The sequence below is a fragment of the Roseateles sp. FW305-36 genome (genome assembly GCF_058787015.1).
Window position 1 is genome coordinate 1 of sequence record NZ_JBYSZK010000026.1, and the last position, 26,301, is coordinate 26,301.

A 26,301-nucleotide genomic window follows, 5' to 3' on the forward strand; every position below is an offset into this window, starting at 1 on the left:
CCCCCCCCCCCCCCCCCCCCCCCCCCCCCCCCCCCCCCCCCCCCCCCCCCCCCCCCCCCCCCCCCCCCCCCCCCGCCGCCGGATGCCTGACGACACCCTCGACACCGAACTCCTGGCCCTGCCGCCCTCGCTGCGGCTGCTGGCCGCGCGCGGCATGGCGCGCAGCTATCGCAAGGGCATCGTGCTGATCGAGGAGGGCTCGGTCGGCGACAACCTCTATCTGATCCTGTCCGGCTCGCTGCGCGCCTTCAGCAGCGACGCCCGCGGCCGCGAGATCACCTACGGCGTCTACGGCCCCGGCGAATACGTCGGCGAGATGAGCCTGGACGGCGGGCCGCGTTCGGCCAGCGTCATCACCGAGGAGGCCAGCCGCCTCGTCATGGTCACGCGGGCCAGCCTGCTGACCCATATCAGCGAGCATCCCGAGTTCGCCTTCGAGCTGCTGACCAAGGTCATCCGCCGCGCCCGTGCTGCGACGCTGTCGACCAAGCAGCTGGCGCTCAACGACGTCTACGGCCGGCTGAAGAGCCTCGTCGACGATTCCACCGGCGACGGCCGCCACCTGGAGCTGACCCACCAGGGCATGGCCCAGCGCCTGGGCTGCTCGCGCGAGATGGTGTCCAAGCTGGTCAAGGACCTGGAGCTGGGCGGCTATCTGAAGCGCGTGGCCGCCGGCGAATACCAGCGCCTGAAGAACCTGCCGGCGCGCTGGTAGCCGGACGTCAACTCGACCGTACCGGCAGCGGCGGCGCCACCGGGAAGCGCTGGTCCGGCTTGGGCGCCCGCTTGTAGAGACCTTCGACCTTGGGCAGGTTGGCCTGGATGTCGCGAACACGCGTCGCGCTGGCCGGGTGGGTGGACAGCCACTGCGGCGGTGCGCCCTTGTTGGCCGCCATCATCTTTTCCCACAGCCGCACGGCGGCGGCCGGGTCGTAGCCCGCGCGGGCAGCCAGCTCGATGCCGACCAGGTCGGCCTCGCTCTCGTCATCGCGGCTGAAGCGCAGGTTGACGAGCTGGGCGCCCATGCCGGCCAGCCCGCGACCCACATTGCCCAGGCCGAGCAGGGCCGAGCCCAGTTCGACGACGGCATTGGTCGCGGCCGACTTGCCCACCCGCTCGCGCGCGTGTTCGCGCAAGGCGTGCGCCACCTCGTGGCCCATGATGGCCGCCACCTCGTCGTCTTCGAGCTTGAGCTTGTCGAGGATGCCGTAGAAGAAGGCGATCTTGCCGCCCGGCATGCAAAAGGCATTCAGCTGGCTGCTGGCCAGCAGGTTGACCTCCCACTTCCATTGCCGCGCCCGGTCGTTCCATTCATAGCTGAACGGGATGATGCGCTGGGCGATGTAGCGCAGACGCTGGGCCTGCGGGTGCTCCATCGGCGCCAGGGCGCGCTGCTGACCGGCCTCGCGCATCATCTGTGCGTACTGCTGGCCGCCAGCCTGCTCGAGCTGATCGGCCGACACGAAGCCGGTGAACTTGCTCTTGGGCCCCACGTCCACGCCCTCGCGTGCCCAGGCGGGCATGAAGGCGGCGGCGCCGCTGGCAGCCAGCAGGCCGGTGAAGAGGCGTCGGCCCCGCGCAGGGCGTCCGCAGCGGCCGGCGGCGCAATCGGCACAGTCGCCGAAGCTGCGCGTCGGCGGGTGGGTGAACTGCAGGTCGTCGCGGACCTGGAAGTCATCGGCATCCATGCCGGCATTGTGCTTCGACGGCAAAGCCCGGCTTCGTAGGACGGCGGCGCGGGACTGGCGACAATCAACGCATGGACAGCCAGCAATTCCGCGCCGCTCTGGGCATGTTCGCCACCGGCGTCACCATCGTCACCGTGCGTTCGCCGGAAGGAAACCTCGTCGGCCTCACCGCCAATTCCTTCAACTCCGTGTCGCTCGACCCGCCGCTGGTGCTGTGGAGCCTGTCGCGGCGCGCCGGCTCCATGCCGGTGTTCACCCACGGCTCGCACTACGCCATCAACATCCTGGCCGCCGACCAGAAGGAGCTGGCCCAGCGCTTCGCGATGCGCGACATCGACCGCTTCGCCGGCGTCGCCTGGCGCGAGGGCGCTGGCGGCGCCCCGGTGCTGGACGGCGCCGTGGCCACCTTCGAGTGCGCCAACCGCAGCCGCTACGAGGAAGGCGACCACGTCATCTTCGTCGGCGAGGTGGAGCGCTGCACGGTCCGGGTCGGGGCCCAGCCGCTGATCTTCCACGGTGGCCGTTACTTCACCGAGTTGCCCATCTGAGGGTTGTCGATTCCACTGCGGGTCGTTCGTCGTCAAGGCAGAGGGCCAGTCCTCTGTCCAACCCAGGAAGCATCATGACCAACACCGTCACCCTGCACCGCGTGCTGCGCTGCCCGCCCGACCGCGTCTACCGCGCCTTCACGACGCCTGCCGCCATGGCCAAGTGGCTGCCGCCGCACGGCTTCACGGGCACCGTCCACGAGATGGACGCCAAGGTGGGCGGCAGCTACAAGATGTCGTTTACCAACTTCACGACCGGCGGCGGCCACAGTTTCGGTGGCCGCTACCTGGAGCTGGTGTCGGGCCAGAAGCTGCGCTACACGGCCGTCTTCGACGACGCCAACCTGCCCGGCGAGATGACGACGACGGTGGAGCTGCGCGCCGTGTTCTGCGGCACCGAGGTCCACATCAAGCAGGAAGGCATCCCGGCCGTGATCCCCGTCGAGGCCTGCTACATGGGCTGGCAGGAGTCGCTGCAGTTGTTGGCTCAGCTGGCCGAGCCTGAGATCAACCAGTAAGCAGCTCGCTCACTTCGGACCGGTCCCGGGCACGATGGCCGCCATCGCGGCCTTGAAGGCCGGGTCAGCCAGCATCGCGTTCCAGGCCGCCATCAGCGCGGCGTAGTCGCCCGTCGAGATCTTCTTGGCATTGATCGCGGCCGTGATCGAAGCATTGAGCTTGACGAGGGCGTCGTACTTCGCGAAGCCTTTGCCCTTGAGCTGGGTCACGGCATAGTTGCTGTAGCCCCAGGCCGTGTTCAGGTTGTTCCAGTCACCGGAGCCCGGCTGGATGTAGCTGACGGGTGCGGGCGCCGGCGAGGGCGCCGGTGCGGGCGGCGCAGCCACGGGAGCGGGTGCCGGCGCGGTGGTGGGCTTGCCGCAGTTGCCGGTCACGTTGATGCGCACCCAGCCGGTGCTCGGCACGCCGTCGACATTGACGACGACCTTGACGTTGTTGGCGCCGGCGAACAGATAAGGTTGGGTCCAGATCGTCTTGACGACCTTGGGCGTGAGGGCGATCTGCGTGTTCTGCGCGATCAGCGTGTCATTGCTGTAGATGCGGTTGGTGCTGGTCGCGACGGCCGTGGCGCTGATCTCGTCGTATTTGAAGTTGAAGGCGCAGCGGCCCAGGCTGGAGATGAAGGCGTCCTTCTCGCTGACGGTGATCTGCGGCATGGCGCCCGATGCGCTGCCGTTGGCAGCAACCAGCATCGGCGCGGCCTGGGCGACGACGGTCTGGCCGTCGCTCTTGACGATGCGCACGAGGCCGGTGAGCTGGGCCGTGGGGTCGGCGGCGAAGCTGGCCTGGGCGAACAGGGCGAGGGCAGCGAGGGCAGTGGCTTGGTACTTCATGGCGTGGTCTTTCGGATTGATGCAAAGGGTGGGACTACTGGGCAGTAGCCGGCACCTCCCCGTGTGCCACGCTGCGGACATGACCTTGTCCGCCTAGGGCAGCCCCGCTGTCTTTTGCCCCTTGCGGAGCATGAAGACCGGTGGCTTTGCGTCCCCGCCTTTCGACGGGTTTGCCGACTGCATGGACGCAAGTGTGCGGATGTAAGCCGTGTTTTGTCCGTGCGTCAGTTCACGAACGGACACCCCCGCCCGGCGAGCGGCGCGAGGCTCGCGACAAGCGGTTTCGAAGCTTGCGACGGGCTTGCTCAGGCCGCGGCGCGGCCGGCGGGCATCGCGGCGGGCGCGTTCAGCAGCCGCGGCCAGCGCCAGGCCAGCAGTGCCGCGCTGAGGGCCGCGATGACCAGCGCCGGCATGGTCACGCCCGCCCAGGCCAGCAAGGGCAGCAGCAGCCCGCACAGCAGGAAGAAGGCCAGCAGCGGCAGGCCCGCCGTCCACGGTGTCGGCGCATGCAGCCGCGCCGGTGCGCGTGTCAGGCACAGCGCCGCCACGGGCAGCGCGGCCATCGGCAGGCTCATCAGCGCCGGCTGGTCGGCTGCATGCGCCAGCGCTGCCATCGCCCCCATCGTCAGCACCCAGGCGACGGCGAAGTGGCGCAGCTGCATCCAGGCCACCGCGCGGTTCAGCCCCCGGCCTTGAGGCATGCCGGGCAGCAGCGCCAGCAAAGCCTGCTCGCGGCGCGAATGCCACAGCATGGCGGGCAACTGCAGGCCAGGGCTCAGGCCGGCGCTGACCAGCGCGATGCCCAGGCCCAGCGCGGCCGACTTCCAGGCCACGACCATCGCCGGCCCGGCGAACGCGAAGCCGACAGCGAAGCCCAGGCCGACGACGACGAAGCCGGTGAATACGTTGATCGCCTGCCGCAGCCAGTGCTGCAAGCCGTGCAGCGCGACCTCGGCACGCGCCATGGCGCTCGCCTGCGTGGGTTGGGCTCCGGCCAGCAGCCGGGCCAGCCACCAGCGGGCAACAGCGTCGGCCGGTCCGGCCAGCCGCTCGCCGGTGCGACCGAACACGGCCAGGCCGGCGCGGTTGCCGCCCATGCCTTCCTTGGCAGCCTTGCGAATGCGGGTATGGGCGGCGTACATGGCGTGGTGAGCGGCGTCGCCGCGGCCGAGCACGCGCGGCAGCACGGTGGCGAGGACCAGCAGGCACAGCGCCAGCCACAGCCACGGCAGGGCCTGCCAGGCTGCGGCGATGGCGGACAGTTGCGGCGCCCAGCGTTCGTGCAGGCGCCACGGCAGCACGAAGCCCGGACCGATGGAGAACACGAACCACAGCACCCAGTGGCGCTGCGCCAGGGCGAAGAAGACGTTGACCACGGCGCAGCCCAGCAGCATCAGCGGCAGTGACACCGTGAATCCCAGCGTTACCCACATCAGCCCGCCCTGCACGGCCGACAAGGTCAGCCAGCTCAACAGCAAGGCCTGGCGCAGCCGCTGCACATGCCCCGGCACCAGGCGCGCGGCGACCGGGTGGTTCTGCTCCATCAGGCTGGCGATCAGTGCGATCCACAGGCCGAACAGCGACAGCGCCACGACGGCGGCCAGGATGGCCATGCGCATCGGGTGGGTGGGCACGAACCACAGCGCCACGGCCAGGCCGACGGCACACAGGCCGTAGAACAGCGGTCGCAGCCAGCGCGGCGCGTCGGACTGGGGCTGGCGCCAGAAGGCCAGCAGGATCTGGTTGAGGCTGGCGTTCATGCTCAGGTCAGCTCCGTGAACAGGTCGTCCAGGTTGACGCGCTCGACCGCGACGTTGGTCGGCAGCGCCGCGTCGGCCGGCAGCCGCGCCAGCACGCGCTCGCGGCCGGCTTCCAGCGGCGTGCGCTTGAGGGGCTGCGCACCCAGGCGCGCGAACAGGCCGGCCAATTCGGTGACGCTGCCGGTGAAGGCGCGCACCTGCTCCAGCAGCTCGTCCAGCGGCGCCTGCAGGGCGATGCGGCCGTCGCTCAGGAAGGCGAGGTTGAAGGCCACGCGCTCCAGGTCGGACAGGATGTGGGTGGAGAACACGACGGTCGTGCCGCGGTCCAGAACCTGGTCCACCAGCTCGCGCAGGAAGTCGCGCCGGCCGACGGGGTCGAGGCTGGCGACGGGCTCGTCCAGCACCAGCAGGTCGGGCTCGTGGGCCAGGGCGCGGATGATGGACAGGCGCTGTTGCTGGCCGCCGCTGAGCTTGCGGATGGGCTTGTCGCGGGCGATGTCCCAGCGCGACAGCAGGCCCTCGACGCGCGACTCGTTCCAGCGCGGGTAGAAGCTCTTGAAGTAGGCCAGCAGCTGCGCGGCCGAGAAGCTCTCGAACAGGTCGTTGTGCTGTGGCACGTAGCCGATGCGGGCGCGCACCGTGTCGTCCATGCGCCGGGCGTCCTGGCCGAAGACCCGCACGCTGCCGGCCTGCGGATCGCGCAGGCCCAGCAGGGTTTCCAGCAGCGTCGTCTTGCCGGCGCCGTTGCGGCCCAGCAGGCCCACGACCTGGCCCGGCAACAGCTGCCAGTCCAGGCCTTTCAGGACGGTCTCGCCCTTGGGGTAGGCCAGGGTCACGCCGGCCAGTACGGCGTTGGGAACGTCGGAATGCGGGAAGTGCGTCATTTGTCTTGCTCGTCGAGGATGTGCTTGAACAGCTGCAGGACCTGGGCCTTGGGCAGCTCCAGTTGCCGTGCTTCGGCGGCGGCCTTCTCCAGCGTCGGGCGCAGCAGCTCGACGCGGTCGGCGGTGGGTTGGGCCTTCTGGTGCTGGGCCGCCACGACCATGGACAGGCCACGGCGGCGTTCCAGCACGCCATCGCTCTCCAGCAGCGAATAGGCCTTGGAGATCGTCATGGGGTGCACGGCCAGGGCCTGGGCCAGCTCGCGCACCGACGGAATCTCGTCGCCGGCCTTCAGCTGCCCGGCCGCGACGCGACGCTTCACCTGCTCGATGAGCTGGCGGTAGATGGGCTCCGGCGAGCCGGTGTTGATGTGGACGAAATGGGTGGGATCCATCGTGGCTGCCAATGTGTACTAGTACTGTAGTACACGTGGACAGTGATCGTCAAGCACCCGGATGCGCGGTGGCGGACCTCTGGCAAGGCATGTTGAAGTTGGAAAGCTCAGCGAGAAGTTGGAAAACGCCCAGCAAAAAAGACGGAAACCGCGACCACTTGAACGCATGCGAGCCGAGCCGAGCCGAGCCGAGCCAGGCAGGCGCGTAAAGGGTTGCTGGACGCATCTCTGTGAAGAGAGGCTTGCAACGGATGAGACCTTTTCACCGGGCCGCGCGCGATCTACGCCAAGCGAAGGGGGCGGCTAATTCCCGAGTAAAAGACTCGGGAATCACAATTTGACAACAAGAACCCTATAGGGTTCATTCCTCTCTTCAAGAGGAGTTTGCTGGTTGCCCCAATAACTTAGATTGACCCACGCCTTGATGCTTCAAAGCGCGGTCGTTTCGCCCTTTTCAAGGACCGAAAATCCATAAGCATGTTTCGACGGATCTAGGTCGATACTTTGTGGCGCGCCGCATTTGCGGTTTAAACAGATGCAGATTTAGAATCTATTCGCCAGGTCGGATTTGAAAAGTTTTCCATAGCGAACCGACAAACCGTGCTTGGCAAATGAGGTTCAACGACCTCATGCCGCTCGAGTCGATCCCTCGACTTCGCTCAAATAGCGGCGCACAAAAGAGTGCGCCCGCGCAGTTGAACAGAACTGCCGGGCGCGTGGCTAAAACCAAACCGAACATAAGAAAGGAGTCGAGATGCTTAGCGGGCACCCCATCAGACTTGTCTAAAACCTGCCCGCAAGGGCAGGACTAGCGCAAGCCGCAAGCTTCATCCGATTGATCCGGAGGGGATGTCTCGTCTTCAGTTGCGGAGCAGATATTAGTTCAAAACGCGCGTGGACGCTACAGCTTTTGTCGCATTTTTGGCAAGGGAGGTGTGCTGTTCGAGTATTTTGACGAAGTATCTCCTCGCACCTTCAAAGTGGTGCATTTCGACCGCTTTCAGGTACCGAGTCGCCATTCGCGCGATGGTATCGATTAGACGCGCAGGCAACCCAATATCCGCAAAGCTCGGGAGAGTTTCGGGTAGACACAACGCGTGAAGGGCAAGCCCCCGCGGCAGTCCCCTTGTGGCACCCAACGACCGATGCCTCTGGCACGGTCTGAAGCGTGCCCCGGCCATAGGCGCAACTCCGACAAATCGTAGACAAGGCGACTGAGGGTGTCCTGGGTTTGCCCGGGGCGCTTTACGGATCCGTTCGCGGCTTCGTTCCTCCGACGCCACGTCCTCATTAAGCAGGCCTCGCCGCGACAAAGACACGTCGCAAGGCGTGTGGATTGGCTCGCCCCTAACGGAGCCTTTGCCTCCATGGCCTGCATCCAAAGCAGACATCAAAAGAGAGCTACATGACTGAACAACTCCGCTCGATGGAGCCGCTAGGACGCCAAGACGGTACTCCATCGCTTTCCTCAGACAGGCAAGGGGGACGAAATGTATAGGTATGGAGAGACCGAAGAGCGCAGGCTCAAGAAGATCGCTGAGGGGCGCGGCGGTGGCGCCGGAGCTCACTACCTAGCCTGGATCAAGTACGGTGAGGTCGCCTCGCGCGGCACCAAAGGACGTCAAGTCGAAGGGCGTCATCGCAGGCCCGTCCTCACGTTGAGCGATGTCGAGACAAGCTTCTTGGACGTATCGGACTGTGATCCGAACACCTTGGAGACCTACGACCAGTTCCCCCTCGACCTCGAAGAGACGATGAGGATTGCAGAGGACCTCAACGTGGAGCATCCGCGGTGCACAGACACCGGGACGCCACTGACGATGACGACCGACTTCCTGGTGCACTACCGGACCCCGAACGGCACGGTCGAGATCCCGGTTCAGTGCAAGTTCTCAAGGGACCTCCTTGACTACAACATCGCCGAGCACCTAGAGATCGAACGAATCTACTGGTCGCGCCAGGACAAGCGCCTGCGCGTGGTGACCGAGACGGATCGGTGCATTCCGGTCGCCGTCCGACAGAACTGCAGCGACCTGATGCAGCACCGCTTCATGCATCAGCAGCGCAGCGAAGAAGCAGCCACGCTGAGCTTCTCGCACCGAGCGGACATGCTGGAACACGCCGTCCTGGATGCGTCTCAAACCAGTTCGCTGAACGACGTTGCCCATTCGCTCGCGAGCCAGACGAACACGACCGTCGACAAGTTCACCGCGGTCCTCTTCAACCTGCTCTACCACCGACGCTTGGACTACGACGTCACCCGCCCAAACCTCCTTCAGCATGACGTACTGGAGATCGCCGCACGCACGCGCACCTATCGAAAGAAGGGTGGTCAGCAATGAAAGCGTTCCAAGAGCGCGACATCCTCAGGTTGGCCGACGACACCGCTCGATGGCGAGTCGTTCTCAAAAGCGGCGAAGACGCGATGCTGTTCGACATGGACGGGCGCTTGGCGTTGCCGGAGTGGCGAAACGCGCAGGAGGTTCAGGCCGAAATCGATGCCGAGCATCTGATCAACGATGGCCCCGGTGAAGCTCCAGCGCTGAGTGCCTCCGAGCGCCATCGAGCGGAGGAGCGCTACTCAAAGTTCGAACCCATCCTGAACGACGAAGAGCATCGGGACAACATCCTGTTCCCCGAGGGGCGGACGACGGCCCTCCACGCGCTGAAGCTTTTTTACTCAAGCCTGACGTTTAAGGTCCTCATACAAGCGCTGCGAGCATGGTGGCGAGGAGGCATGACCAACGTCAGCTTGACTGACAACTACGCCAACTGCGGACGCAAGTCGATTGACAGGGAGAAGTTGGAGGAAGTGCCACTGGCGGAAGCGAAGAGGCACTTGGTGAAGCAGTGCCTCTCGATCGAGAGGTCGGTCCAGAAGGCGCGCACTTCGCTTCCGGATCACACGAAGGACGGCCGGCCGCGCCAGAGGCGCGCGCCCGTCAGGCAAACCACGATAAAGGTTGATCGCAGGATCCTTCGGGTCTTCGTTGAGTACTACAAATGGAAGCACGCCGAGATGGGTCGCTCGATCCGCGACGCCTACAAAAGGATGTGCGCCGAGGAGCTTGTCACAGCCAACCGCGACGGATCGATACGCAAGATCGCCGCACGGGCTCATCCGCGCTACTACCTGTTCGAGAACTGGTACTACGAGCTCATCGACTACAAGAGCCGTCGAGTGAGCATCCGCGGCGAAAAGGGCTACGGCAAAAACGATCGTGAGCGGACTGGCAATGAGCGCTCAAGGGTTCGCAGGGCAGGCATACGCGCCAGCGGCGATGCCACGATCTGGAACATCTCCATCGTCAGCCGCATGCACGGCCGTCGAGTGGTTGGGCCGCCTCTGGTGTTTCGCATCCGCTGCACACGCACCGGCATGTTGCTTGGAATCGCCATCACGATGGCCGACGCGTCTTGGACGCTGGCAGCCGCAGCGATCGCCAATTGCTTGGAGGACAAGGTCGAGTTCTGTGCGCGCTACGGACTGAAGATCAAAGAAAAGGACTGGCCGTGCCGAGGCTTCCCAGCAGAGTTTGTCTTCGACCGTGGGGAGACGGACAACACCGGGCCCGACAAGCTCACCGCAAAAACGGGTGTCCGGGTCAAGAACCTGCCCGGAGACCGTCCCGACCTGAAAGGTGGCTCTGAGTCCGACTTCCGGACGTTGCAGATCCGCTTGAATGGGAAGACTCCTGCAGCCTGCGTGCAGACGTGGGAACAGCAGACGCGAGCTGGCTGGAAGTTCGAGGCCGAACTCGACATCGAACAGTTCACGCGCCTGATCTTGAAGCATGAGCTGGACCGAATGAAGCAGCGTCGTCCAGACATGAAGCTGCCGCCAAAGATGATCGGCAAAGGCCTGACGTCATCCCCGCTCGACTTCTGGCGCTACTCGGTCGAGCATGAAGGGGCGAGCCTCACCAGCTGGGATATGAGTGAAGTGCAGCTTCTGCTCATGCGCCGCGCCACCGCATCCATCACGGAATCGGGAGTGCTGTTCAAGGGCTGCGCCTATCTCAACGACGAGCTCTCGGCTAGCCACGAGTTCGCTAAGGCGAGGCGCCTCGGTCGCAAGACTGTGGAGGTCGCTTACGACGATCGCCTGGTCGATCAGGTCTACATCACGCATATCGAGCGTGACGAGCTTGAGCACCCGTTGATCTGTCGGCTCAGTGACAAGCTGGACCATCAGCTCGACTACTTCGGAAAGTGTTTTATGGAAGTCAAGGAGCTCGCCAACAAGCAGGCGCTCAACGATGAGGCAGCTCGTCAGTACCAAGAGGATTCGACCCAGGCGACCCAAGCAGGGCACAAGGCGATCCTTGAAGAGGCGCGAGAGGAAATGGCCGCGGCGCCGGACCACGGTACCCGTGCTCAGCAGAAGCGGGATCTGCCTGCAGCCCGGCGTGCCGAACGGTTTGCCGACGAGCCGCAGAAGGCGTTCCGGCCGGAGATCAACCGGCGCCAATCAACCGAGACCGAGCAGTCCAACGCCATGGGTTCGCCGGCGAAGGCGACAGACGTGAACGTAGTGTCATCTGTGCCTGCGGCCGCGCCCAGCAAGACGCTCAATCGGTTCCTCGACCACATCAAAAACCTCAGCAAGGCCGGAGCCTGACGATCATGCGAATCATCGATATCGATACCTACTACCCGGCGGAAAACGAAGACTACCGAAATGTTCCGTTGATCGAGTTTCTGGAGCCTGTGTATGAGCCGCAGGTGCTCAAAGCAATGACTTCGTTCCGGATTTGCACGGAGGAGGAGCGCACTGCGTCCCCTGAGCTCCGACTGCAATACGTGCAGCGGCTGTTCGACCTGTTTGTTCCTTCTCCAGAGCAACTGCAGGTCGGCGTGCACGTCTGGAACACCATCTGTCAAACCTACGCTCGAACCTACAGGCGCAAGACAGTTCATAAGACCACGGCGACATTCCGCGCGATGTTTGAAGCCTTTGCCGCTGGCGAACCGCCACCCAGGGATGGCACCGAGCTGACGGACCTGCCCAGCTGCATCGCTGTCATTGGTACTCCTGGATGCGGCAAGACGCAACTCGTCAAGCGACTACTGCGGCGCCTCTCCCAGGACAGCATTCTTCGACACCCACAGCACGCCTTCATCCACCAGCGTCTTTTTGTGTGGGCTGAAGCCGGCACCACCAAGACCGACAGGGCACTGGCGGAGGTCATCTATGAAGACCTGTACGGAACGCTTATCGCGGTTGGGGCGAAGCGCGCCAGGGTGCGTGGATCGGCGCGGCGCCTGGGCATTGAGTGCGCAATCATCGCCAAGATGATGAACCTTGGGGCTCTGGTCATCGATGAGATCCAGCATTGGCTCAAGAAGGGGAGCGTTGTAGACAAGGACGCCGTCGAGTTTCTGACGACGCTTGTGAACGAAATCGGCTGTGTCGTCGTGATCATCGGCACATGGGAGGCGCTGCCCATCCTGAGGTCGACGGCGCGTTCAAGCAGGCGGGTGACGTCACTGGGAACTTGCTACATGCGCAAGACTCCTCCGGGTGAGGTCTGGGACGCCTTCATCCAGATGTTGTTCATGGTTCAGTACACGACGAACCCGGTTGAATGCACACCCGAGCTCGTGAGCGAGTTCTGGCAGCAGACCTTGGGGATCCCAGATTTGGCGGTTCGACTGATGGCCTTCGTTCAAGCAACGGCGATTGCGAACGAGTCGGAGAGGATCACCGTGGACCTCGTCAGGGAGTGCGCGAAGGCGCACATGGACTTCATCCAGCCGGCGCTGAGGCAGATGAGGAACGGAGCGAGTGAAAGCGATACCTTCATCTACGACGCCGAACCCACCGACGTTGAGGACTACATCCGACAATTCATCGCAGAAAAGGCGATGAACGTCTCTGCCAGGCGGGGGCGGTCTCGCACCAACGATGCCGCTGCAGCGAAAGCTGCAGCGGCAGTTGCGACAGGGGTCATGCAGTCCATGGGGATCGCCAATGCGGAGACTGCGCAAAGCTTTGCGAACAGCGAGGCAGCGAAAGACCCCAGCGTACGAGCGATGGACATCGTGGACAAGGCGATCCGAGCTGCTAAGCGCCGCCCTTCCATGCGCAGCAAAGCGCCGACGAAGCAGGCGGAGATCGACCAAGCGCACGCCGCTCTGCCACCGCTGGATATCCGGCGAATCGTGCACCAGTGCAAACGCACTAAGAGTGACCCGGAGGTTGCACTCGACGGCGTCGGCCATCTCTTCCACATCGACGCCTGGGTGGGTGCATGACGGACTCGCTTGATCATGAGTAAGTACCACCGTCCGCTTGGCGAGTCTCTTCGGTGGAACGCACACCTGCGCTCAATCTTGGACATCCGCTCGGCATTGAACGAGGACCGCCTTGCGTGGCGGCGGTCGCTGCGGCTGCACGAAGGGCGACTACTAGTTGAGGAGGAACATGTTGTACAAGGATTGAACGCACGTCGCCACGATGTCTTGAGGTGCCCGCAGAAGTCGACCTCAAAACTCATCGTGACGGCCGTGGCATTCGAGCCACCGGAATCGTCGCGACCGCTCTGGCGCCGAGCGCTAGCGAGCGATGTCCGGATCTCGATGTCCGCTTGGCGGCCGTACGAACCGCCCAAGGGGCGCCTCCAGGCGCTCGGCATCCCGGACGACGTTGGCAGCAATGGATGGATGGCCGCACCTTGCAATGGGAAGTTAGTGCTTGTGCCTTCGCTGACGTTTCTGAATGCCGTAGCTATTCCTTCCGCCTCGACTTGGGCGCGGTTGAGTCATCCTCTGTCGATGGATCTGGTCAAGCACACCTCAAAGGACGACCAGCATGTCGTTTCGATCTTCAGGGATGTGCCATGGAAGACCCATCTGACCTTCAGCGTCAACTGCCTGCCGACGCTCGCGTTTTGGATGGAAGAAGACCGACTGCGATCACTGCATCGAGCGCTGGAAGGGTTTGGCCAGCCGGGCTGGACACTCTCGCTGCCAGACCGGCAAGAGACGAACAACTTCCTACTCAACGGCTACGAAGATGACGAGATGGTTGTGACGCAACGCATTCGGATCAGCCATTTTGATCGCTTCTTCCCTGGCACCTGGGAGCGGATTCAGTTGCTAGATCACGCGGGTCTGGTGCACCTGGAAGTGACTCGGGAAGATGGTCGCTTGGCAAGGCTGCGTCGCCCGCAGTGATGGTGAGAGCTGGTGGCGCGAGCTCAAAGTCTGCAACGCCGCCGCCTGCTACCTCGCATTGGTATGCACGCATGTATGGCCACACTTCGCCCGGTGGGTACCTGAAAGATCGCCGAATGTCGGTGCTTCAGGTACCGACATCCTCGGGCACCTTCGCTAACCTTGCGGCCATGAAGCGAGGATCCAAAATGGCGATTCAAAAGCCCTCCCCCCAGAACGCCCGAGATATCTGCGAGGCGCTGCTGAGATTTGAACGCGATGACAGGCTGCAGAAGTCGATCCTGCAAAGTGAGGTCGTGGTCATAAATCGACTGCTGGAGCGGGGCCTCGAGTTGGAGGAAGCCTACGAAGAGCTCCACGGCAAGCTCGGCCGGCAGCCGCCGGCCCTGAAAGTGTTCTTCGATCTCTTGCAGAGCACGGCTGCCTTCTGGAGCCCGGAGGCGAACCGGGAGGCACGAAAGGGCAGGAATAGGCTGATTCAGGTCAACCGCGAGATCGCAGACGCTGCATCTGAGCTTGCGCAGTTGTTGAATGAACGCACTGACCTAAAGAACCACTCAGGGTTTTCTTGCGACACGCTCTATCACCCCGTGCACGCCATTCATGCCGCAGCCGAGCGTCACCACAGCTACGAGCATTGGGTGAAGGAAAAGCTAGAGGCCGTCACGTACCAGTTTGACCTCAAGTACTGGCCGACCCTGGCCGACGTCGTGCAGGCTATAGGGGATGACGCGGCGGCCGCCATTCCGACGCCGCATGACCCCGTGACAGAAGCTGGGGCGGAAGGAGCACGTGCCGGCCTTGCTGACACCTTCAGAGCCTTCTTCGTCGCGCTCGAAGAAGGGAGTGCGCGGAACTTCGGCTTCCTGCCGCGCGACTTCGAGCTCACAGATCGCAGCGTCGCCATCTTGATGAGCTGTGCGCTAGGACTTGATCCGGATAAGGTTGTCGACTCAGCCTATGTGAAGAGACTGAGGCAGAGGCAACGCGAGCGCGCGTGAACCTACGCGTGCTGACTGCTGAAGCCATGACAGTACCGGTCAGGTCAATCCGGCCAGAGCGGAAGAGGCAACAGCTCCGGGAATAGGAATTCGAAGAGCAGCTGGTGCTGCTGATCCGCAACGTACTTGTCAGGGTCGTCCTTCATCTCGGTCCGGTAAGCCTTAACACGCTTCTCCCAGTTGCCACTGCGATCTTGTTCCCTGAGTAAGCCACCGCGTTCGTGGACCTCAAGAGCCCGCCGAAACCAAAGGAGGTAGTTTGGATATGACGCGGCGACGTAGTGGGCCACTTCGATGAACTGCTTCCGATTGATCCCTATCGGCTTCCCATGCTTCGCTGAATAGAAGGCGTTGAGCATCGCGACGGGAAGGCGCCTGTGCGGCCCGTAGAACCGCAGTGGGGTGTCGGTGAGCATCGCTCGGTCGCCCCAGTGCACGGGAACGTGCTCTGGAAAGCTCGCCATTTCGTCCTCTTGGTCGTACTGGGACGCGTGCTTGCTGGCGATCTCGATGAACCACCGCTCGAATTGCGCAGGCCAGGTTGCCCGCTCTGCGGCTTCGTACGCTTCATGGTCGCTTCGCGACGCCTCATAGTCGAAGAAGAAGACCTGCTGTTTTTTGGTGTTCAGCGTCAGGTCGCGGAACGAGACTCGCTGTCGTTCAAGCGGGCCGTCGAACCTTCGCGGGTCGGACCAAATGCAGTCGAGCATGAATTCGGCACCTGCAACTGAAGCGTTTCGCGTCTCGTGGGACACGACGAAAGCGTTTTGGTTGTTGTTGTAGAAGACGTCGTCCAGCGTGAGTCGCCTAGCTACATCATCGAAGGCGGCGAAGATCCAGAACAGCAAACCACCTTCCTTCAGATAGAAAAGGCGCCGTGCCGCGATCACGTCAAGAAACGTCGTCGACAACTGGACTTCGAACGCAATCTTGATGCCGTTGAACGTGGCCATCACGTCAGGCCTACGCCATCGGCCAGTGATGGCCCCGGACCATCGCCTTTCCTGATGTATTTCGCTGAACTGACCATCCGCGCTCAGTGACTCCACCAGCCATAGCTTCATGTCGCGATGCAGCCAGCTCTCTTTTGCTCCGTTGTACTTGCGAGCCTTGATCTCGTCATGGGACAGCTCACCTCGGGTGATGGCGCTGCAGCGTCCCTCTTCCAGGGTGTGGCGGAAGAAGAAGCGCTTTGCTTCCTTGCGCTGGCAGATGTACACCGGGGTGAAGCATTCGGCGCACAAGTAGGCTGGGCGGCCTTCCTCAATCGACGTGGCGACCTCCATGCGCAGTTGCATGAGACGGTCGAAGTCACGCCCGAACAGATCGGTGACGCTCATTTCCAACCCGCGCACCGACTCGACGACCGTGGCGATCGCCGGTTTCACAACGGCGAGGTTGTAGGTTCCACCCATCGCAGTCAAGCAAGTCCTATGAACGGGTAGGGACCAGCGCCATCTGTTCGGCATGCCGGTCCCGCTTGGGGTCTTCGACGTGTGTGACCGCCTCCAGGGCCGCGATGTACGCCGGAGGCAGATCATGTTCGTAGGCGCCGGCAAGCACGTGCGCCTTGTACCAACCGTAGGGTTTCAGAGAGGAGTCCGTACGAGTCGCGCAATAGACCGTGGCCTCGACGGGGGCCCCATCAACCTCAACGACGATTTGTCGCGCGTCGTAGCCCTTTCCGAGTCCCTCAATCCGGTCCAGGGCGGGCTTCTCAGCCAGGTCGATCTCATAGACCACGCCGTGGACCTCAGAACCCGGCTCATCCGTAGGCACGATGTCGCATTTGCCAGACCCATCGGTGCTGACCTTGTGCCAGAGCAGCTTGTGCCCTCGTAGCACCCCTTTGCCAAGCACACGTGCCGACGGAACGCGGGCTCTCAGCCGTGTCGTGCTCATGTTCGAGCCATAGGCAAAGTTGACAAAGCACGGCGAGGGATCTGGACTCATGTCAAAAGCCGGCAGCCAGTCCGTTGTCTTTCGACGGGCGCCCGCCGGCCATGGCTTGGCGGCAAAGATCCAGGAGATGCGGTTTGCACCGTTCTGCCAAGCGCGCCTGTTCGTCCAGCAGTTTGCGCAGGTCCTCGGATACCTCCGGGGAACCTACTTCGTTGAAAAGGCGAGCGACTGCGGGTGAGGCCACGGCGCTGCGAGGAAACAAGACCAACTGACCGGCGGCCACATGAGTCGGTAGGGTCAGCGAGAAGCAGGCCCCAGTTATGCGTGCGATGCTGCGCAAGAGCTGGAACTCCTTCTTCCAATTGACGTGGATCACGTAGAAGCTGTGTATGAGCCAGCTGAACGCCTTTGCGTTGAGCCATCGGACGTAGAGCCGCCCCTTCAGCGGTACCGCCTTACCAAGGCGCCGTGCGACGGCTTGAGCACCGGCCAGGTGGTGTGAGCCGCCCGCGTTGCCTAAGGTCAGCCGGCCATCCCATGCGGATAGTGTGAGGACGTCGCTTCCGGGCGAGTGGATGATCCGGATCTCATAGTGCGATAGAAGCGCCTGAAGGCCACCTTCGTCGACCGGGAAGCGCTTGAACTCGATGTAGTCGACCCCGAACGCGTCGACGCTGTCGAAATGCCTGTCATCCGACCGACTATGCGTGATGCACTCGATATCAGATAGATCGAACTGGAACTCATCGATCCGCCGCTCGGAGACGAACCGTCCAAACGGGTTCTCAAAGTTCGCTGGGATGAGCTGACTGTTGTGGTCGGTCTTTGTCACCCCATTGAACTGCTGGTACCACGGGCCGCGAACGAAGTCGAGGTGATCCCAGAGCACCTCCGAGCGCAGGAAGATGCCCGGACGACGGCCGCGTAGGGGCTCAACGGGCTCGACGTGGGCCGATCTGCAGGCTTCAGCCACATCCCGCCATGCCTTCGCCATTTCGAGGCGCTGAGCGTTGGGCAGCTTTGCGAGGGTCCTCCACCAAGGTTGCGTCGCAAGGCTTAGAACTGCCGGCGGCACGTCCTGAAAATCGTCGCGCTTAGGAAGCAAATTCTTTGAAACGTGCCGTATGACGGACCATCGTCCGGACGCCTCACGCATCGCAGGTCTAAGCTCAAGAGGTGGCCTACTCACTCGAAGTCTCCTTGACGATCGAGCCATTCTGCATGGCGCTGTAGGAGGACCACGAGAGACGCACCTCGACGATAGCCGTCCTAGGCGCCAGAGGCCTTGACGAGATGGACGACGGGTTGACCGTCTTGAACATCTCGGGGATCTAGTCGGCGCTTGTTGCGATCAACACGCGAGAAAGACTCACGGTGATTTTGCATGCAACTCTCTGGCCTTCACGTAGAGCAGCCAGGTCAAGCCCCTTGGTGCTACGTGTGAGGGCGTATCGGTTGCCCTCGTCGTCCTCCACTATCACCTGACGAAACTCGGGCAACACCGCGCAGACGACGGCTTCGACATCGCGCGTCGCCTCCTTCTCGGCGGAGATGCTAGGTTTGGGATGCATGGTCACTGTTATAGCAACGACTCCTCGGCATGCAAAGCCGCTCAGTTCGACCTCGGGTGTCGAGGCGCAGGGATGGCTCCTTCCGCACATGGGCGTCGTGGTGGAGCGCTCATGGCGGCGTATTGATGACGACCTCGATCCGGTAGCCTTCGGGATCGATCACGAACGCCGCGTAGTAGTTCGGCCCGTAGTGCGCTCTCAATCCTGGTGCTCCGTTGTCTGTTCCGCCGTGAGCCAAGGCCGCGGCATGAAACTGGTCGACCGCCTCTCGAGAGGCCGCCGCGAAGGCGAGATGGAATCCGTGGCCCGGTGCACGCGCGCCTTCGCTTCTTGCCGTAAGCAGGAGCTTGTCCTCTTGCCCGGGGTACCCGTATCCCACGGAGTTGGGCCCGTCCCAAACGCGGACCTGTCCTAACGGTGCCAATGCGGCGTCATAGAACGCCGCCATCACCTGAAGGTCTTGGACCCCGAAGGAGATGTGGTGCAGCAATGGGATTTCCATACGAAGTTGCGACCGGCGATTCGTGACGCGCCAGCTTATCCGCGCAGGAGCGACCAGCACGCCCTGTCTTTACGCTGATGAAATCCCTAGGACGTGCAGCGCACGGCGTGCGGCTACATTCCCCGTTGAGGGCTGCCGTTGGTGGCCCTCCCTGCTTTTCCTCCCTGAGCAGGTCCGACACGATGACAACGTCGGATTCAGCCCCCGGCCTCGTCCGGGGGTCTTCTTTTTACGAGGTCGCGAAGAAGCACCCAGTGCGTTCATGACCGCTTGCAGCTCAGGTAGCTTGGATCACTCGACCGGCAGACTTTCGAGGTGCTCTGCCGTTGAGAACTCGTCTCGCACCCAGTACATCAGCCAGTCCTCAAGGTCGCCTCGGGGCATCCAGGTGGGGCGCTCTTTAGGGCCGCGTTCAAGGCCAGGCTCCCACAGGCCCATGTGAACATGTCGCGTGATAGCGAAGCGCAGGAGCTCGGGGCTCACGTCAGCAACGATCAATGCGCGTCGGCTGTTGTAGGCAGCACCTCGCGTTTGCGCGGGGTTCACCAGGACAACATGGGGCAGCACCTCGCTCTGCTCGGCGGTAAGCAGCACGTGGCCTTCCACGAGTTTGAACTGCATCGCATGTCCTCAACGAAGGCAACCTCCTGGGTTCTTCCGAGAACCTTCTGGACTGCCGTATCGCCCCACGTTTTTTTCAAACTCTAGCGCAGCGGCATGTCCCTCGAGGAACATCGAGGTCACAACATGACGGCATGTCTTGAGGGGCCGCGTGCGACCATTTGGAGATGCTCAATAGGCTCCGAATCTATATCGCCGCGTACGTTCTGCTCGCAAGCTCTGGAGCTTGGGCCTGGGGCAGCCAAGGGCATCGCATGGTGGGCTACGTCGCCGATGCTGAGCTGACGCCTCGCACTCGCATCGCAGTCCGAAAGATCATGCACGCCGACTCGCTGTCGTCGGTAGCTACCTGGATGGACGAGGTAAGGGACACGCCGGAAGGCAGGACGATGCAGCGCTGGCACTTCGTCACCATGCGCGCGTGCGGGCACGCGCAAGCGTCTTGCAAGAACGGCAACTGCGCGTCGGGTCGGATCGAGTGGGCGCGCGAGGTATTGAGGACCGGCAGCCCGTCAGAGGCGCTGAAAGCGCTGCGGGTCTTGGTGCACCTGGTTGGCGACATCCATCAGCCACTGCACGCCGCAGACAACGGGGACTTCGGCGGCAACGGGGTGACGGTCACGAACAGGCAATGTGTCGAGTTCCGTGCAACGGAACCGACCGCCTGCAAGCTCCACACGTACTGGGACACGAGCTTGGTGAAGGTCGCAGCTAGAGGCATGTCGGAAGAGGCCGCCGCGACGAGCTGGTCCAGAGCATCGGGAGCCACGGCCGCAATCGAGTCGAACGGCGCTGACGTTTGGGCGATGGAGTCCAATGAAATTGCCAGGCAAATCGCCTACAACTTCGATGGGTTCAGCTGTAAGGCGAAGCATCTGTCGTTTGCGGCTGATGACGCCTACGACGCGGCCGGTGTCGCGACTGTCAAGGGGCAGATCGTCAAGGCCGGAAAGCGGCTGGCGCAGGCACTCAACGATATTTTCGACTGAAGGGGTGACATCATGGACCATCCACGCATCGCCCAATTCGAAGCAGGGGCTGAACTGCTTGATATCCAAAGAGACGGGTCAACCTTAGACGATGCTGTTGCGCGTTTCGCGGCCTGGATGGACCTGGCAGAAGGCCGTCTGACCGGCCAGGATCAAGTCGTGCTGACGAGCATCGGCGCGGTGCTCTATCGAGACGGCCTTCGGCGCCGCATGCAAGGTCGCTCCTAGGGCGCCTGAGGGGAATCGCCTCTTCGCAGTTGGCGTTCGACGCCGCTTTGGAGCTGAACCAATGGCGCAGGTCTTCGCCTGGGCCGCCGAAGTCGCAGTGAAGTTCGAGCTGCTCTAGACGGCGTCGCTACCCAGTTTGCCTAGGCTAGCTATCTCGTTGATCGTCTTGATCAAGTACTTCATCTCCTGGATCTGCTGGAGCTTGACGACCGCCGTGCCGGACGTCTGAAGGAAGTGCTCCGAGATGAATCGCTGGATGGGCTCAGAAGTGACCAAGTACAGGAACGCCAGGCCTCCAAAGACAAACCGGTATACCTTGTGTTGGCGCAGCCGAGCCGATGTGGGAGGGACCACGAGTCCTTCCACCAATGCCCTCTCATTCATGACCATGAACATCAGGCACCCGTACCTATCTGGTGGCCCGGGGTCCGAGCTCAACAGCATCTTCCGCAGGCGCTCGGCATGGGGGCCGAGCTGAACCTCACTGAAGGCCGGCAGCGTCGACATGCCCGCGCGCCAAAGGATCGACATCTGAAGCAGCTTAAAGGGCTTGTACTCCAGTGCACCGAGGTGCAAACGGTCGCCGTCTCGACGAACGCTGACTGGCGCGCCTCCCCGAAGGACCATGCTCACATACCGTTCCCACTTGGCGAACAAGCCTTCGCACTCGTCGCAAAGGAGCGGCTCCCGCAGCCCCTTTTGCAGGGTTCTAGCGGCCTCACTTGGATCGGCGCTGACTTGTTCGAACCTGTGCTTTTCGTCGTACAGGCCGAGGTACAGGAACTCTGGAACGATGTGAGACCGCCGAATCGGACGTTCAAGCAGGCACAGCGCGCACTTCATGCAGCCGACCGTACCATGAGCACATCAAGGTAGCCGAGAGCCCGCGCTTGCCGCCGTCGGCATCCGCGCCCTGCTGACCTTGAAGACATCAGCACTGGCTTGCCCAATGATGATGAGCGGGCAGCCTCACATAATTCCTGCGCGGCCCGCCGCATCAGCGTAGTGGCAGTCGCGATCAACAAGAGACCCGCTCCATGAACGAAGCCTGGATTCTTCAAGCATCTGAGATTAGGCGTCCATTTTCTCGGGCGACCTGGGTGCCCCTTCGTGCGTCGATCGATGACAAGAAGGGCAATGTGAAAGAAGTGGGGCATGTCGGCGACGTGTTCGCATGCGGCTCCGTGGCCTTTCCCAAGCAGCATCACGAATTCGGCGAGCGGTTGAGCTGGAGCGACATCGGTATCGGACACACCGTGGCCCCGTACGCCTACTCGGACGGCCATTACTCGCCGATCGATGCGTATCAGTACAACGACAAGGAGCCCATCGGGACCAACCTCGTTTTCGAGCATCCTCAGCCTGTGGTCGGAGGCCGGCAGTGGATCCTGAATCCGGACTTAGTGGTGGCACTTCGGCTGATCAAGGAAGGGCCGCATTGGGTCAGGCCGGAAGAAGACTTTGTGGTGGTCGCCCGAGAGACGTTGGACAAAGATGGCGGCCATCGCCTGATCGAGATCAAGCGCGAGTTCCTGATGGACTATCTGGCCGCGCGCGGGCTGTCCCTTCGGTTGTCGTACTACCGCCAGCGCGTCGAAAACGTGGCCGATCTCAAGCACAGCCCATATGCCGGGTTGAAAGAGGTCAAGGAGGAGCGCGAAGGCGGTAGGTACGAGCTACGCTTCAGGGACCTGAACGACGTGTTCGGCGGGACCTGGGCGTCGCTTCGAATGTGGCGCACCGACGTTGACGAGGAGGAAGACGCTCCCGTCATGGGGCCTGAGACCGATGACAACACTGCCTCAGAGAGCGCGAGAGGCCATCGAAGCGGCTATCCCGGCGTTCGGGTCGAAGGTGAATTCTGGCGGGACGAGTGGATCGAGCATCAAGGAAAGAGCACGCGTGTGCGCGGGGACGAGGACCAAAACCTTCCGCACTTCATCGTTGACACCGACGGCTCTCGGGAGTTTTCCGCCGATCTCAACGACGAAGACGTCGGTCGGTGGCTCTGGTTCCGCCCGTCCGTGGTCACCGAGCTCCTGACCCATCGAGGCTTCTCTCTGAAGTGGTACACGGCTGAAACTGGTGCGATCCAATCGACCTCGGGGTACTCAACCCATTTTGGTATCAACAACTCTGAACTCATCACCGTCTACGCCTACGACATAGCCAGGCTTCCCGCGTGGGAGCAGTTTCTATGGGCTGCAAGCAACGTTGCGCCAGAGGGCAAGGTCAGTGCGGAACTCCTCGCCTCGCAGGTCAAGACTCAGCCAGCGGACACCAACGCTGTGGAGGAACTGTTGTTTGGGTGCATGCGGCTTCTGGAGTCCGACTTCCGCAAGGCATTTGGGGTGTCGCTGTTCTCACATGACATTGACGATGCTGCATCAATGCAGCACGTCTCTCGCTTTTCGAGCAAGGACCAGCCTTCGCTCTTGCGGTTGGCCAAGGAACTCGTCCGAATCTTCTCCGACCGACTCGACGTGCGTGCACTCCGAACACTCTCTAGCCACCCCGAGAAGGAGAAGCTGGGCTCTAACAAACTGCTCCAAAGCATCGTGGCCCAGAAGGCGGGAGAACCACGCGCGCGTGAGGTTTTCGCTGCGATCGCTGGTGCCTACGACATGCGTCTCGGCGACGCACATCCGACAAGTTCGAGGATCGGCGACGCGCTGAAGCTCGCCGGCATTGACACCACAGCGTCGTACCTGCGGCAGGGCGAGCAATTGATCGGCAATTTTGGCCAGGCCATTTGGTACATCGGAAGCCTGCTCTTTGGAGGTGACAAAACAAGCGAAGGAAAAGGCGCACCGTCTAGCGGCATGGAACTGTGACCAGCGGCGGCTGGTCATGCCTTTACCTCTCTAATTTCACCTCGACGCACAGCCCCAAGATTGCCCGATGCCCTTCCTCGACCGCCTCATCGACCGCTTCAGCGAGTCGCCGTCCTTCGAAACCCTAGTGCGGGACATGACCCGCCGGCTTGAGGAAAAGGGCTGCACCGACATCGAGGTCTTCAAGGACCGGATGGAACTGCGATCCAAGCGTAACGGGCAACCGCAGACACTCAACCTCGGCAACCTGTTTCGCGAGTACATGACCGCGCCTCGCAAAGAGCGCCTTCCCCGGCTCCACAGGTTCCTGGACAGCGTCCTTGTCGAAGTGAAGATCCCCACCGACTACGTGGATGCGAAGTCCAAGTTGATGCCGGTAGTCAGATCGCAGGCAGGGATGGGGATCGCGCGCCAAACCATCTGCGGCGGCCCGGACGCGAAACCAGACACAGCACCCGTCCAGCGTCCTCTTGTGGCCGACTTGGTAATCGGCCTGGTGGTCGATCTGCCCAACTCCATGTCATACGTCAGCGAGCGCACGTTGTCCGACTGGAAGGTCACCTGGGAGCAGGCTTTGGGCGATGCCATCGAGAACCTGCGCGCCCTCCCGGAACACGAAGGATGGGTCGAAGCCTCGCCGGGCGTCTGGAGCGGTGAATGGGGGGATTCCTACGAGAGCTCCCGCATCCTGGTTCCTGACCTCATCTACCGCCTGGGCATCAACGACCCGGTGGCCATGGTGCCGTTCCGCGATACGTTGCTGGTCACCTCTGCGGCGAATCAGCAGGGCATCGACAGGATGATTCAGATCACGCATGGTGTCCTGGACAGGCACGGCCGCTGGTTGTCGTTCGAACTCCTGCGCCTCCAGGGCCAGACCTGGGCGAGTGCTTCCGTCGCCGGCACCACCTCCGCGCAGCAGGCCGAGATGCGCCTGCGCAACCGGGCGGAAGACTATGAAGGCCAGCGCCAGGTATTGCAGGGGCAGTTTGACGAGCAGAGTTCAGACCTCTTCATCGCCGAATACGCGCTTGCTCAGAAAGGGGACGGCCCGTTGATTAACTACGCGGTTTGGTCGGAGGGTGTCGACACCCTCCTGCCCGAGGCAGACAGCGTTGTGATGCTCTATCAGGAAGGCGGAAAGAATTTCCATGCTCGGTTGCCCTGGTCCGTGGTGCGAGAGCACTTCGAATCATTGATGGAGTCCACGGACTACATGCCGACCAGGTACCGCGTGCGCCGGTTCCCCGATCGCAAGGTGCTTCAGTCGATAGCTGCCACGAGCAATCTCGACTGAAGGCGGCGGCCGACCGGCACGCCATCATGTTCTGAAATGAGGAACGCTCCATGAGGATTCACAGGACCAGCCCCAAGCAAAACGACGTCCGCAGTCGGATGCTCGCCGCGGGCTTCAGCGCTGAGGAAGCGGCGAACGAAGCTCTTGTCGAACGGATCACCCGCCTGCTTGCGGGCTCGATCCCGAAGCCGCCCGCGTGGCACAGCGGCGATGGCGCCACCTTCGGAGCAGAGATCGGCGACTACGGTGCGGTCAATACGCAGACAGCGGCGGTCGTCTGGGACGACCGCAAGTTCGCCGAGTGCTACACCAACGAGGATGCGAGTTGGCTTGCAGCCCTGCTCAAGGCGCTCTACCCCAGCAAGCTCAGGCCTCTCGGGTAGGTCGGGTTTGAGCATCTGGCGACGCGCCCAAGAGGCCCGCTAGCATCGGGGTCTCAGCGCTTGGAGGTGTTGCATGTGCTACTCGGCCCAGGTCTGGTCGGACTACCGTAAGTACGTACGGGAGTTCCGCGCCAAGATCCGCATCAAGGAGTTCTTCAAGATCTTCTTTGCTCGATCGCAAGGGGCGAAGGTGCACATCCCGCGCGGCATGGAAAACGCCTTCGCCAATCCGCAAACCGACGAAGAACAAGCGATCTGGGACATGGTCCTTGAGCACCGCCGTCAACAGGCGATGGCGTTCGAGGTTGAATTGTTCGAGCAGCGCAAGCGCCTTGCTGAAGCGAAGCGCAAGCTCGAGTTGAAGGACACCAAGACTGCCCGGGAAAGCCAGCGCATCGCTACGAGCAAGATCGAGCGTGCGCTTCAAAAGATCGCAGAGATGAACCGCATCGAGCATCGCCCGGCAGATGACCGGATCTTCCCGATGAGCTACCTGCCGGTGATGTTCATGGAAGACGGCGAGCTGGTCATCAAGCCCATGCGATACCAGTGCCGTCCCGCACGGGCGCCGGCGAACTACGACAAGCTGTATCCCGGCACGTTCAACGCTCGCCGGACCAGCCTGCGGGACTTCTGGCGTGGCGAGTTTGGCAAGACGCATGGCCTCGTTGTTGCCCAGACCTTCTATGAATGGGTTAACCGACATGAGGCCGAGGGCCGGGCACTGCGGCCCGGCGAAGAGGTGACGAAGACCGAGATCGTGTTCAATCCGAACAACGACCAAGACATGTACGTCGCGTGCTTGATCTCGCACTGGGAGCGCGAAGGCGAGGAGTCTCTGGATTCCTTCGCTTTCATCACAGACGAGCCGCCGGAAGAAGTTCGCGCTGCGGGCCATGATCGCTGCATCGTGCCTCTGCGTCCGGAGAACGTGATGCCATGGCTTGCGCCGCACGGGCGCAGCCTGGATGACCTTGACCAGATGCTTGAGGATCGCGAGCGGCCTTACTACGAGCATCAGCTGCTGGCGGCTTAGAAAAAACCTTCTATGGAAGTCTGATCAACTCCGCCGCGCGAGCGAGCAAGTGCCTTCGCGTTCGGCCCACGAGCCGCATAAGACGAGCTCATGCATAGCTTCGAATGGCGAAAAGCGGAACGGCGAAATCAACA

At 62.5% G+C, this 26,301-nt stretch carries 26 protein-coding genes and 1 riboswitch; of the genes, 14 read left to right on the forward strand and 12 right to left on the reverse strand.

What is annotated here, in order from left to right:
* Positions 1 to 82: 82 nt before the first annotated feature.
* On the forward strand, positions 83 to 715 hold the full coding sequence (locus tag AC3WOE_RS29455) for a Crp/Fnr family transcriptional regulator (RefSeq protein WP_439464124.1): 633 nt from the start codon (positions 83 to 85) through the stop codon (positions 713 to 715).
* A 7-nt stretch (positions 716 to 722) separates the two neighbouring features.
* Here AC3WOE_RS29455 and AC3WOE_RS29460 read toward each other — a convergent pair whose 3' ends face one another.
* On the reverse strand, positions 723 to 1,688 hold the full coding sequence (locus AC3WOE_RS29460) for a M48 family metallopeptidase (protein ID WP_492695884.1): 966 nt from the start codon (positions 1,686 to 1,688) through the stop codon (positions 723 to 725).
* Between the two features lie 71 nt (positions 1,689 to 1,759).
* Between AC3WOE_RS29460 and AC3WOE_RS29465 the strand changes: the two genes are divergently transcribed.
* Together AC3WOE_RS29465 and AC3WOE_RS29470 are read left to right on the forward strand one after the other, a co-directional pair.
* Positions 1,760 to 2,236 (forward strand): flavin reductase family protein, encoded by a 477-nt coding sequence (locus tag AC3WOE_RS29465; protein ID WP_492695886.1) that lies wholly within the window; start codon positions 1,760 to 1,762, stop codon positions 2,234 to 2,236.
* A 74-nt stretch (positions 2,237 to 2,310) separates the two neighbouring features.
* Complete coding sequence (locus tag AC3WOE_RS29470) at positions 2,311 to 2,754, forward strand: SRPBCC family protein (RefSeq protein ID WP_492695888.1); 444 nt, start codon at positions 2,311 to 2,313, stop codon at positions 2,752 to 2,754.
* Between the two features lie 9 nt (positions 2,755 to 2,763).
* Here AC3WOE_RS29470 and AC3WOE_RS29475 read toward each other — a convergent pair whose 3' ends face one another.
* The 4 genes from AC3WOE_RS29475 to AC3WOE_RS29490 form a co-directional block, all read right to left on the reverse strand.
* A complete protein-coding gene (locus AC3WOE_RS29475; protein WP_492695890.1) occupies positions 2,764 to 3,588 on the reverse strand; it encodes a hypothetical protein in 825 nt (274 codons plus the stop codon).
* A gap of 94 nt (positions 3,589 to 3,682) precedes the next feature.
* Positions 3,683 to 3,773: riboswitch (cyclic di-GMP riboswitch) on the reverse strand.
* A 120-nt stretch (positions 3,774 to 3,893) separates the two neighbouring features.
* Positions 3,894 to 5,348 carry a hypothetical protein gene (locus AC3WOE_RS29480; RefSeq protein WP_492695892.1) on the reverse strand — a complete coding sequence of 485 codons (1,455 nt, stop codon included), beginning with the start codon at positions 5,346 to 5,348 and terminating at the stop codon, positions 3,894 to 3,896.
* A gap of 2 nt (positions 5,349 to 5,350) precedes the next feature.
* Entirely contained in the window at positions 5,351 to 6,232 is an 882-nt protein-coding gene (locus AC3WOE_RS29485) for an ABC transporter ATP-binding protein (RefSeq protein WP_492695894.1), read from the reverse strand.
* On the reverse strand, positions 6,229 to 6,624 hold the full coding sequence (locus AC3WOE_RS29490) for a GntR family transcriptional regulator (RefSeq protein WP_492695896.1): 396 nt from the start codon (positions 6,622 to 6,624) through the stop codon (positions 6,229 to 6,231). Before AC3WOE_RS29490 ends, AC3WOE_RS29485 begins: the two co-directional genes overlap by 4 nt.
* A 1,490-nt stretch (positions 6,625 to 8,114) precedes the next feature.
* Between AC3WOE_RS29490 and AC3WOE_RS29495 the strand changes: the two genes are divergently transcribed.
* The 5 genes from AC3WOE_RS29495 (at position 8,115) to AC3WOE_RS29515 (ending at position 14,804) form a co-directional block, all read left to right on the forward strand.
* A complete protein-coding gene (locus AC3WOE_RS29495) occupies positions 8,115 to 8,966 on the forward strand; it encodes a TnsA endonuclease N-terminal domain-containing protein (protein ID WP_492695898.1) in 852 nt (283 codons plus the stop codon).
* Positions 8,963 to 11,245 carry a TnsB C-terminal domain-containing protein gene (locus AC3WOE_RS29500; protein WP_492695899.1) on the forward strand — a complete coding sequence of 761 codons (2,283 nt, stop codon included), beginning with the start codon at positions 8,963 to 8,965 and terminating at the stop codon, positions 11,243 to 11,245. The genes AC3WOE_RS29495 and AC3WOE_RS29500 overlap by 4 nt, the downstream gene beginning before the upstream one ends.
* A 5-nt stretch (positions 11,246 to 11,250) precedes the next feature.
* On the forward strand, positions 11,251 to 12,882 hold the full coding sequence (locus AC3WOE_RS29505) for an ATP-binding protein (RefSeq protein ID WP_492695901.1): 1,632 nt from the start codon (positions 11,251 to 11,253) through the stop codon (positions 12,880 to 12,882).
* Between the two features lie 15 nt (positions 12,883 to 12,897).
* Positions 12,898 to 13,803, forward strand: a complete 906-nt coding sequence (locus AC3WOE_RS29510) for a hypothetical protein (RefSeq protein ID WP_492695902.1) — start codon at positions 12,898 to 12,900, stop codon at positions 13,801 to 13,803.
* Positions 13,804 to 13,919: 116 nt separating this feature from the next.
* Entirely contained in the window at positions 13,920 to 14,804 is an 885-nt protein-coding gene (locus AC3WOE_RS29515) for a hypothetical protein (RefSeq protein WP_492695904.1), read from the forward strand.
* Between the two features lie 44 nt (positions 14,805 to 14,848).
* On the opposite strand, the gene AC3WOE_RS29520 is transcribed toward AC3WOE_RS29515, so the two are convergent.
* From AC3WOE_RS29520 to AC3WOE_RS29545, 6 genes are all read right to left on the reverse strand, one after another.
* Complete coding sequence (locus tag AC3WOE_RS29520) at positions 14,849 to 16,219, reverse strand: DUF6035 family protein (protein ID WP_492695906.1); 1,371 nt, start codon at positions 16,217 to 16,219, stop codon at positions 14,849 to 14,851.
* Positions 16,220 to 16,235: 16 nt separating this feature from the next.
* A complete protein-coding gene (locus tag AC3WOE_RS29525) occupies positions 16,236 to 16,757 on the reverse strand; it encodes a gamma-glutamylcyclotransferase family protein (protein WP_492695908.1) in 522 nt (173 codons plus the stop codon).
* 1 nt (position 16,758) lies between these two features.
* The gene (locus AC3WOE_RS29530) at positions 16,759 to 17,700 is read right to left on the reverse strand and encodes a DUF6685 family protein (protein ID WP_492695910.1); all 942 of its coding nucleotides are present in this window, start codon (positions 17,698 to 17,700) and stop codon (positions 16,759 to 16,761) included.
* A 337-nt stretch (positions 17,701 to 18,037) separates the two neighbouring features.
* Entirely contained in the window at positions 18,038 to 18,277 is a 240-nt protein-coding gene (locus AC3WOE_RS29535; protein ID WP_492695914.1) for a hypothetical protein, read from the reverse strand.
* A 109-nt stretch (positions 18,278 to 18,386) separates the two neighbouring features.
* Positions 18,387 to 18,779, reverse strand: coding sequence for a VOC family protein (locus tag AC3WOE_RS29540; RefSeq protein ID WP_492695915.1), 393 nt, complete (start codon positions 18,777 to 18,779; stop codon positions 18,387 to 18,389).
* 291 nt (positions 18,780 to 19,070) lie between these two features.
* A complete protein-coding gene (locus AC3WOE_RS29545; RefSeq protein ID WP_492695919.1) occupies positions 19,071 to 19,400 on the reverse strand; it encodes a hypothetical protein in 330 nt (109 codons plus the stop codon).
* 167 nt (positions 19,401 to 19,567) lie between these two features.
* Here AC3WOE_RS29545 and AC3WOE_RS29550 point away from each other — a divergent pair, with 167 nt between their 5' ends.
* Positions 19,568 to 20,389, forward strand: coding sequence for a S1/P1 nuclease (locus AC3WOE_RS29550; protein ID WP_492695922.1), 822 nt, complete (start codon positions 19,568 to 19,570; stop codon positions 20,387 to 20,389).
* Between the two features lie 12 nt (positions 20,390 to 20,401).
* The gene (locus tag AC3WOE_RS29555; protein ID WP_492695924.1) at positions 20,402 to 20,617 is read left to right on the forward strand and encodes a hypothetical protein; all 216 of its coding nucleotides are present in this window, start codon (positions 20,402 to 20,404) and stop codon (positions 20,615 to 20,617) included.
* A gap of 114 nt (positions 20,618 to 20,731) precedes the next feature.
* Here AC3WOE_RS29555 and AC3WOE_RS29560 read toward each other — a convergent pair whose 3' ends face one another.
* Positions 20,732 to 21,460: a hypothetical protein gene (locus AC3WOE_RS29560; RefSeq protein WP_492695926.1), complete on the reverse strand. Its 729-nt coding sequence runs from the start codon at positions 21,458 to 21,460 to the stop codon at positions 20,732 to 20,734.
* Positions 21,461 to 21,654: 194 nt separating this feature from the next.
* Between AC3WOE_RS29560 and AC3WOE_RS29565 the strand changes: the two genes are divergently transcribed.
* From AC3WOE_RS29565 to AC3WOE_RS29580, 4 genes are all read left to right on the forward strand, one after another.
* Positions 21,655 to 23,451 carry a hypothetical protein gene (locus AC3WOE_RS29565; RefSeq protein ID WP_492695928.1) on the forward strand — a complete coding sequence of 599 codons (1,797 nt, stop codon included), beginning with the start codon at positions 21,655 to 21,657 and terminating at the stop codon, positions 23,449 to 23,451.
* A gap of 67 nt (positions 23,452 to 23,518) precedes the next feature.
* A complete protein-coding gene (locus tag AC3WOE_RS29570; RefSeq protein WP_492695930.1) occupies positions 23,519 to 24,748 on the forward strand; it encodes a DUF1444 family protein in 1,230 nt (409 codons plus the stop codon).
* Between the two features lie 50 nt (positions 24,749 to 24,798).
* Positions 24,799 to 25,131: a hypothetical protein gene (locus tag AC3WOE_RS29575; protein ID WP_492695931.1), complete on the forward strand. Its 333-nt coding sequence runs from the start codon at positions 24,799 to 24,801 to the stop codon at positions 25,129 to 25,131.
* 73 nt (positions 25,132 to 25,204) lie between these two features.
* Positions 25,205 to 26,167 (forward strand): SOS response-associated peptidase family protein, encoded by a 963-nt coding sequence (locus AC3WOE_RS29580; RefSeq protein WP_492695933.1) that lies wholly within the window; start codon positions 25,205 to 25,207, stop codon positions 26,165 to 26,167.
* The last annotated feature ends 134 nt before the right edge of the window (positions 26,168 to 26,301 follow it).

Coding starts and splice junctions, on each gene's coding strand:
- AC3WOE_RS29490 (WP_492695896.1), bottom strand. CDS start 6,624: ATGGATCCCACCCATTTCGTCCACATCAACACCGGCTCGCCGGAGCCC.
- AC3WOE_RS29505 (WP_492695901.1), top strand. CDS start 11,251: ATGCGAATCATCGATATCGATACCTACTACCCGGCGGAAAACGAAGAC.
- AC3WOE_RS29515 (WP_492695904.1), top strand. CDS start 13,920: ATGTCGGTGCTTCAGGTACCGACATCCTCGGGCACCTTCGCTAACCTT.
- AC3WOE_RS29575 (WP_492695931.1), top strand. CDS start 24,799: ATGAGGATTCACAGGACCAGCCCCAAGCAAAACGACGTCCGCAGTCGG.
- AC3WOE_RS29540 (WP_492695915.1), bottom strand. CDS start 18,779: ATGGAAATCCCATTGCTGCACCACATCTCCTTCGGGGTCCAAGACCTT.
- AC3WOE_RS29455 (WP_439464124.1), top strand. CDS start 83: ATGCCTGACGACACCCTCGACACCGAACTCCTGGCCCTGCCGCCCTCG.
- AC3WOE_RS29500 (WP_492695899.1), top strand. CDS start 8,963: ATGAAAGCGTTCCAAGAGCGCGACATCCTCAGGTTGGCCGACGACACC.
- AC3WOE_RS29480 (WP_492695892.1), bottom strand. CDS start 5,348: ATGAACGCCAGCCTCAACCAGATCCTGCTGGCCTTCTGGCGCCAGCCC.
- AC3WOE_RS29560 (WP_492695926.1), bottom strand. CDS start 21,460: ATGAAGTGCGCGCTGTGCCTGCTTGAACGTCCGATTCGGCGGTCTCAC.
- AC3WOE_RS29470 (WP_492695888.1), top strand. CDS start 2,311: ATGACCAACACCGTCACCCTGCACCGCGTGCTGCGCTGCCCGCCCGAC.
- AC3WOE_RS29495 (WP_492695898.1), top strand. CDS start 8,115: ATGTATAGGTATGGAGAGACCGAAGAGCGCAGGCTCAAGAAGATCGCT.
- AC3WOE_RS29555 (WP_492695924.1), top strand. CDS start 20,402: ATGGACCATCCACGCATCGCCCAATTCGAAGCAGGGGCTGAACTGCTT.
- AC3WOE_RS29570 (WP_492695930.1), top strand. CDS start 23,519: ATGCCCTTCCTCGACCGCCTCATCGACCGCTTCAGCGAGTCGCCGTCC.
- AC3WOE_RS29520 (WP_492695906.1), bottom strand. CDS start 16,219: ATGGGTGGAACCTACAACCTCGCCGTTGTGAAACCGGCGATCGCCACG.
- AC3WOE_RS29580 (WP_492695933.1), top strand. CDS start 25,205: ATGTGCTACTCGGCCCAGGTCTGGTCGGACTACCGTAAGTACGTACGG.
- AC3WOE_RS29535 (WP_492695914.1), bottom strand. CDS start 18,277: ATGCATCCCAAACCTAGCATCTCCGCCGAGAAGGAGGCGACGCGCGAT.
- AC3WOE_RS29550 (WP_492695922.1), top strand. CDS start 19,568: ATGCTCAATAGGCTCCGAATCTATATCGCCGCGTACGTTCTGCTCGCA.
- AC3WOE_RS29460 (WP_492695884.1), bottom strand. CDS start 1,688: ATGGATGCCGATGACTTCCAGGTCCGCGACGACCTGCAGTTCACCCAC.
- AC3WOE_RS29475 (WP_492695890.1), bottom strand. CDS start 3,588: ATGAAGTACCAAGCCACTGCCCTCGCTGCCCTCGCCCTGTTCGCCCAG.
- AC3WOE_RS29465 (WP_492695886.1), top strand. CDS start 1,760: ATGGACAGCCAGCAATTCCGCGCCGCTCTGGGCATGTTCGCCACCGGC.
- AC3WOE_RS29530 (WP_492695910.1), bottom strand. CDS start 17,700: ATGGCGAAGGCATGGCGGGATGTGGCTGAAGCCTGCAGATCGGCCCAC.
- AC3WOE_RS29510 (WP_492695902.1), top strand. CDS start 12,898: ATGAGTAAGTACCACCGTCCGCTTGGCGAGTCTCTTCGGTGGAACGCA.
- AC3WOE_RS29545 (WP_492695919.1), bottom strand. CDS start 19,400: ATGCAGTTCAAACTCGTGGAAGGCCACGTGCTGCTTACCGCCGAGCAG.
- AC3WOE_RS29525 (WP_492695908.1), bottom strand. CDS start 16,757: ATGAGTCCAGATCCCTCGCCGTGCTTTGTCAACTTTGCCTATGGCTCG.
- AC3WOE_RS29485 (WP_492695894.1), bottom strand. CDS start 6,232: ATGACGCACTTCCCGCATTCCGACGTTCCCAACGCCGTACTGGCCGGC.
- AC3WOE_RS29565 (WP_492695928.1), top strand. CDS start 21,655: ATGAACGAAGCCTGGATTCTTCAAGCATCTGAGATTAGGCGTCCATTT.